General features: G+C 41.5%; 7 protein-coding genes. All 7 read left to right on the forward strand.

Annotated features, from left to right (window positions below; genetic code table 11):
• Positions 1-129: 129 nt before the first annotated feature.
• The 7 genes from WS34_RS01620 (at position 130) to WS34_RS01650 (ending at position 6,511) form a co-directional block, all read left to right on the forward strand.
• Positions 130-1,221 (forward strand): pyridoxal-phosphate-dependent aminotransferase family protein, encoded by a 1,092-nt coding sequence (locus WS34_RS01620; protein WP_022160718.1) that lies wholly within the window; start codon positions 130-132, stop codon positions 1,219-1,221.
• A 12-nt stretch (positions 1,222-1,233) separates the two neighbouring features.
• The gene (locus WS34_RS01625; RefSeq protein WP_046402705.1) at positions 1,234-1,536 is read left to right on the forward strand and encodes a DUF2752 domain-containing protein; all 303 of its coding nucleotides are present in this window, start codon (positions 1,234-1,236) and stop codon (positions 1,534-1,536) included.
• A 239-nt stretch (positions 1,537-1,775) separates the two neighbouring features.
• On the forward strand, positions 1,776-2,099 hold the full coding sequence (locus WS34_RS01630) for a CCC motif membrane protein (protein WP_013610844.1): 324 nt from the start codon (positions 1,776-1,778) through the stop codon (positions 2,097-2,099).
• A 12-nt stretch (positions 2,100-2,111) separates the two neighbouring features.
• The gene (locus WS34_RS01635; protein ID WP_046402706.1) at positions 2,112-2,753 is read left to right on the forward strand and encodes an IS1096 element passenger TnpR family protein; all 642 of its coding nucleotides are present in this window, start codon (positions 2,112-2,114) and stop codon (positions 2,751-2,753) included.
• Between the two features lie 87 nt (positions 2,754-2,840).
• Positions 2,841-3,743: a tRNA (adenosine(37)-N6)-dimethylallyltransferase MiaA gene (gene miaA / locus WS34_RS01640; RefSeq protein ID WP_046402708.1), complete on the forward strand. Its 903-nt coding sequence runs from the start codon at positions 2,841-2,843 to the stop codon at positions 3,741-3,743.
• A gap of 389 nt (positions 3,744-4,132) precedes the next feature.
• The gene (locus WS34_RS01645) at positions 4,133-5,290 is read left to right on the forward strand and encodes a DUF4934 domain-containing protein (protein WP_286693585.1); all 1,158 of its coding nucleotides are present in this window, start codon (positions 4,133-4,135) and stop codon (positions 5,288-5,290) included.
• A 66-nt stretch (positions 5,291-5,356) separates the two neighbouring features.
• Entirely contained in the window at positions 5,357-6,511 is a 1,155-nt protein-coding gene (locus WS34_RS01650) for a DUF4934 domain-containing protein (protein WP_046402711.1), read from the forward strand.
• Positions 6,512-6,623: the final 112 nt, after the last annotated feature.

The following is a 6,623-nucleotide window of genomic DNA, read 5'->3' on the forward strand; positions in this document are numbered from 1 at the left end:
ATATGATGCGAAATTAGAAAAAATCATGAAATATGGATAATTTTGAATCATTCTTTTTATTTTAGCGTTATTTCAGGTGAAAAGAATATTTTTGTATGTTTTTACTTTAGTTACTAAATACTTTAAACGATGAAAATATATCGAATTCCTATGGTACCGGGACCTGTTTCTGTATCCCGGGAAGTTTTGGAGGCAGGACAGGAGAATTTCGGTTCTGCCGACCTGGAAAAAGAGTATATCGAGCTGTATAAGGCCACTGAAAAATCGCTGCGTAAAATCATGCAGACGAAAAATAGTGTCGTTATACAAACCGGTGAAGGGATGTTGGCGCTTTGGAGTGCTTTGAAGAGTTGTTTGTTGCCGGGGGATAAAGTGTTGGTGTTGTCGACCGGGCTTTTCGGTTACGGTATGGGGGGAATGGCGGAGGCTATCGGTTGTGAGGTAAGGACGGTCGGATTCGGATTCGACGAGACCTTTACCGATTTTGATCTGATTGAAAAGGCTATCCGGGAATTCCAGCCGAAAATGATTACGATGGTACAAAACGAGACGCCGAGCGGGACGATGAATCCCGTGGCTGAAATCGGGGCCTTAAAAGAAAAATATGCCGTACCTTTATTATATGTAGATGCGGTTTCCGGATTAGGGGGCAGCGTAGTCAAAACCGATGAATGGCATATCGACCTCTGTCTGGGGGCTTCGCAGAAATGTTTGTCTGCACCGGCTTCGATGTCTTTTTTGTCGGTGAGCGACCGGGCGTGGGAAATAATCGAAGAAGTAGGATATGTGGGGTACGATGCCCTCTTACCTTTCCGTACAGCGGTAAAAAATGCTTATTTCCCTTATACTCCTTATTGGCAAGGAACCGCACAGTTGAATAAGGCTTGCGAACTGATTCTGGAAGAAGGATTGGGCAAAGTGATCGCACGTCATCAGAAAGTGGCCGGATATTGCAGGGAGCGGATCGTTAAAATGGGATTGAAATTATATCCGGCAATGGATGCTGTACCTTCTCCTACAGTGACGGCAGTCTACGTTCCGCAGAAAATATCCTGGAAGAACCTGGATACACGTTTGCGGGCCGAAGGCCTGGTGGTCGGCGGAAACTACGGATGTCTGGCAGGAGAAGTTTTCCGTATCGGACATATGGGGACTCAGGCCAACCTCAATCTGGTGAAAGAAGCGATGGATATTCTCGAAGGGGTAATCCGGGGAAATTAAGCGTATAACGGCATGATCGAATGGCTGGAGGCACATCGGTTGCCCTGTTTTTTCAGGGAGATTTGGGGGATCCAATGTCCTGGTTGCGGATTTCAGACTGCGCTGTTACTCCTGTTAAAAGGAAATATACAGGCAGCGGTCGTTAGCTGGCCGGGAATAGTTCCCCTTTTCGCATTCGGCCTGCTTCTGATCGGACGTTGTTGTGGGATCAGAAAGATCTCTGCCGGCTTTTTGAAAGGAACCGGATTTTGTTGTGTCGCTACGATTCTCCTCGTTTATGTATTCCGGTTTATAAGAATGGGGCAGGTGATTTGATTTGTATGCTTGTTCCTGTAACCTTATCGGCCTGTCGTCGTATCCTAAGCTCGAATTTATTCCTGAGGAACCGATATGAAAAAAATGTTGGCCGGGTTGTTAAAAAATGTCGTTTTTGTTTGTTTGATAATAATTTTAATTTCATATTTGCTTTAATGAACCAGGCGATAAACCGAAGAAGAAATGAGGAGGGAAGGTAAAAACAGGAAACAGAATATAAATTTAATAATCAGTGTATTATGGAAATAATGAATGGAGCGAAAAAGGACCTGCCCAATGCGACGGTCGTATTGGTTTTGGGAATTCTGTCCCTGATATTTTGTTGGTGTTACGGGTTCTTCGGTTTGATATTGGGGATCATTGCCGTAGTCTTGGCCGGGGGACAACGGAAACTGTATTTGCAGTCGCCGGATGAATATACCGAGTCTTCATTCAAGAATGTGAATGCAGGCCGGGTGTGCGGGATTATTTCCATCTGCATTGCGGGGGTTGTGGTCGTGGTATTACTTTTAGTATTAATGGGAATTGTTGCCGGCATAGGTATTGCTAGTTTTGGATTATAAAAACTTAATAATATGGACTACAGATTTGAGATCAGTAAACCAGACAGTAATGATTTTAGGTGTGAAATAGCTATTAACGGTGAGCAGACTTTTCAGCAGTTGCACGATAAATTGGTGGAAACATTGAACTTCGACGGTTCACAGATGGCCTCTTTTTTCACTTTGGATAAAATGGGAAACCGGGGAAAAGAAATTGCTCTGATGGAAATGTCGGCCGACGATGAAGAAGATAATAATACGCTGGTGATGGATGTCACGACCATCCGTGAAGTGGTGAATGCCAGTTGCATCGAATTGGAATATGTATATGATTTCTTTGCCAATCAGTATCTGAAAGTCGAATATGCCGGGGAATATATCGGGGATTCTGCCGATGTTTTGCCCTTGTGTGTCTATTGCGAAGGAGAATTGCCTCATCAGACGGAATACGATGTCAATGAAGATTGGGCTTTCGATAAAGACGACGACGAATATGACGATAGTTTTATGGAGGAATTCGGTGGTAGCGGACGCCGCAGAAGGGGAGGAGACGACGATGACGAAGATTTTCGCTTCGGTGATGAAGACGACGATTATAGGGACGATAGTTATGGCGACGACGATGGGTATGACGACCGCTATGAAAGTCTGGATGATTATATAGATAAACTATAGTTTTTTCAGTTACTTGGTTGCAAAGGTTACAAGGGTCACGAAAATGAATGCGGACACTTGTAACCTTTGTCATGAAAATCAGTCAGGATGAAAACATTACTTGTTTTATTGGGACCGACGGGAGTGGGAAAGACGGATCTCAGTATCGGTATCGCCAAAACGTTCGGTACGGAAATCATTTCTTGTGATTCCCGGCAGATCTACAAAGAAATGCGGATAGGGACCGCAGTGCCTTCACCCGGTCAATTGGCTGCTGTTCGGCATCATTTTATTCAAACGATCTCGGTGCACGATTATTATAATTCGTGGCAATTCGAAGTGCAGGCTTTGGAGCGGATCCGGGAATTATTTCAGGAGAAGGAAGTGGTCCTGATGACCGGTGGATCGATGCTGTATATCGATGCCGTATGTAAAGGTATAGACGATATTCCGACCATTTCTCCTGAATTGAGAACCGGGCTGATGGAGGTATATGAACGGGAAGGTTTGGAAAGTATCCGGCAGATGCTGAAAGAATTGGATCCTGTATTTTACGGACAGGTCGATCTGAACAACGGAAAACGGGTGCTCCATGCTGTCGAAGTGTGTCGCATGGCCGGCGTACCCTACTCTTCGCTACGGAAAAACACCCCCAAAGACCGGGGATTCCGTATTGTCCGTATCGGCTTGAACCGCGAAAGAGAAGAGTTGTATGCCCGGATCGACCGGCGGGTAGACCTGATGCTGGAGGAAGGACTGGAAGATGAAGCCCGGCGGTTGTGGCCTTTGCGTCATTTGAATGCCTTGAATACCGTAGGTTATAAAGAACTGTTCGATTATTTCGAGGGAAAGACCGATTATGCCGAATCCGTCCGCCTGATCAAGCGCAACTCCCGGCGGTATGCCCGCAAACAATTGTCCTGGTTCCGGCGCGACGACGATATCCGTTGGTTTCATCCCGACGATTACGAGGGTATCGTAGAGGCGATTCGGTTAATGAAAATAGGGTAGATGTATTGACAGAATTCAATGATGTGAATATTTCCCACGAAACGATTTACCGCCGTATTCGCTCGGATGCAAATTGAGAATTGTTTTTTGAATATATTTAAGTCGTTAAATATCAATGGTATACCTATTTTGAATATAATTATTAATTTCATCAATGGGTTGATTTTATATAAAAATAACGTTATTTGTAAAAATCATTTCCCGAACTACCCTTTTCGGACTTTTGGCTGTCTTCTTTTCAGAAATATAGAATAATATTTGTTAAGTATATAAATCAAATAATGAAAAGGGATATACGATATAAATAGATGTCTATATTTATTGGGTTTGTTTAACCATAAAAAGGGGGGGAAGACAGGATAAGAAATAGAAATAATGTTGTTTTCATCATGGAAAAGTTAAGTTGTATGGTAATGATTGCCATTATCATTTTGTTATCCGGTTGTCGGACTAAACCATCTGGAGTGTCTCGTTGCATCCATTTCGATTTCACTCAAGAGATGAAGGATGTTCATACAATGGGTTTGTTAAAAGATTGTACTATTGTTCCTTTGGAAACAAACGACTCGGTTCTGATAGGAGAGATTGATAAGGTCATCTTTTACGAAACCCGTCTGTATGTCGCCACCTTTTCTCCTGAGCAAGCGGTTTATATTTTTAACTTACAGGGTAAATTGTTGCATAAAATAAGCAGGAAAGGACGCGGGGCAGAAGAATATTTGCAATTATCCGATATGTTTATCAATTCCCGGAACCGGACCTTGAATTTATTGTCAAGAATAGACGAAAAGCTATTGGTGTTTGATGTGGACGGATACCGCTTGGTAAAGACTATCCGTCTTCCGAAAGCATTTGTTAAAATGGTCTCATTGGAAAACGGCTACATCGGATATATGGGCAACTATTCGCAAGATAAAAACCAACCATACAATTTGTGGGCAATGAATTCCCGGTACGAAATCGAAAGTCAGTATATGAAAATAGACTCCCGCTGGGAAAGTAAAATGGCCAGTATCCATTCGCTTTCCACATACCAGGATTCGTTGTATTATATAGCACCTACAGACTTTAACATTTATCGTTGCCAGGGGAAGGATATGTGTGTTGACCATACGGTACGTTTTGGAAAATTTCATTTGCCAGCGGAACAACTTTCATATGATGAGTACAAAGAATATACACGCAATCCGGATTATATTACAACCATAGAGAAATTCCAGGAAACTCCGGATTTCTATATTTATTGGGTGCTGGCAGCCGGTCAGAATCGCTTGTGCCTGTATAATAAGAACAATCGGGAGTCTCAGGTTTGTGAACTGACGGCTTATACCGGAAAGTATTTTATTTCCTTTGGGCGTATGATTGACATCACTTCGGATTATATAATAACCTCTGTCAGTGCCTCGGATATGTGTACGTATTTGAAAGGAGGAAATGAATATGTCAATTTTGAAGAGAAGTATCCCAAACAGATACAACGGATGAGAGAAGAATTTTCCGGCATACAGGAAGATAGCAATCCTTGTATTGTGATTTATTCATTTTGAGCAATTTTCTGGTGTTATGTATGAAACATTACCCCCGTCCCTTTGTTTCCCAAATTTGACTATAGAATGAAAATCAGAATTATATTATTAATTTTTATCGGTTTGTGTTTGAGCTGTAGTGAAGGGGACCACTTGTACGAGAATTTGAAAGTGGTAATTGGATATGACGAGGAACCTTTGGTGAACGGGCAGAATATTGAGGTGGATTCATTTCGGATTGTTCCTCTTGAAACTACTTCCGGTAGTGTCTTGTCTCGTATAGACCGGTTATTAGTGTCTGATAGCCTTATATTTATACATGACAATGACCGGCTTTTGTGTTTTGATTATTCTGGAAAATTTTTGTATCCCATAGGAGTAAAAGGGCGGGGAGCCGGAGAATATCTACGTATAAGTACTATTTTTATCAATCCTTTTCTTCATACAATCAATATCGTGGATGAAGTCTTGGATAAAGTGTTGACCTATCGCCTGGACGGCACTTACCTTTATATGAAAAAATACCCATCCCGTTCCTTTTACATGGCTCATACCGCTTATTTGGCAGATAATGATAAGTTGTTATGCAATAACTATATTTATAATAACTTTAATCAAACCTATTCCATGATTAATATCGAAACAGGAATACGTCAATTTTTGTGTCGATCTTCACTTCATACTAAAAATACGGCCATGCCTACGGGACAGGAAACCGTTGCTTTCAATAATGACACGATAAAGATGCTTCTTCCTTTTGACAATAAGCTATATACTTGTACCGATTCCAGTTTGATTCCTATTATTTCTATCCGGATGGATAAAAAAATCTTATCCGAAAAAAGATTGAATGCCGAAACGGACTTTTCAATAATGACCTACTTTAACGTTTCTGAAGAGGGGTATTTTGCGGGTTTCAAAAGTATTTGTGAAACAAGGGATTATATTTTATTGAATGAAGCGGGTGAGAATCAGTATTTTTTGGTGGATAAGCGGAAAAATGCGGGTAGACGCTACTTTTATAATGATGCCGGCGAACAGAAATATCTGCCTCTCCTGGGGATTTGTACGACAGATGGGGATTATTTGGTCGGTACAGTTCCTAATTTCGTGTTAAAGAATTTTGTAAAACAGATACCCGAAAGCGTTTCCGGGCAAGAATTGAACAAATTGAGAGAGGTGGGATTTGCCATACAGGAAGAAGATAACCCTTGTATTTTCTTCTATAAACTCAGGAGTTAAGTTTGAATGGATGAACAATATCAGATAAAATAATATAACATGATGAAAATCAGATCCTTACTATTAATGGTTTTGCTATTTTACTTGTCGGTGTTTTTCTGCCTGACGGGTT

The sequence above is a fragment of the Odoribacter sp. N15.MGS-14 genome (genome assembly GCF_000980245.1).
GTDB classification, from domain to species: Bacteria; Bacteroidota; Bacteroidia; order Bacteroidales; family Marinifilaceae; genus Odoribacter; species Odoribacter splanchnicus.

Excerpts from the sequence above, each read along its gene's own strand:
- WS34_RS01620 (WP_022160718.1), top strand. The coding sequence starts at position 130 with ATGAAAATATATCGAATTCCTATGGTACCGGGACCTGTTTCTGTATCC.
- WS34_RS01625 (WP_046402705.1), top strand. The coding sequence starts at position 1,234 with ATGATCGAATGGCTGGAGGCACATCGGTTGCCCTGTTTTTTCAGGGAG.
- WS34_RS01630 (WP_013610844.1), top strand. The coding sequence starts at position 1,776 with ATGGAAATAATGAATGGAGCGAAAAAGGACCTGCCCAATGCGACGGTC.
- WS34_RS01635 (WP_046402706.1), top strand. The coding sequence starts at position 2,112 with ATGGACTACAGATTTGAGATCAGTAAACCAGACAGTAATGATTTTAGG.
- miaA (WP_046402708.1), top strand. The coding sequence starts at position 2,841 with ATGAAAACATTACTTGTTTTATTGGGACCGACGGGAGTGGGAAAGACG.
- WS34_RS01645 (WP_286693585.1), top strand. The coding sequence starts at position 4,133 with ATGGAAAAGTTAAGTTGTATGGTAATGATTGCCATTATCATTTTGTTA.
- WS34_RS01650 (WP_046402711.1), top strand. The coding sequence starts at position 5,357 with ATGAAAATCAGAATTATATTATTAATTTTTATCGGTTTGTGTTTGAGC.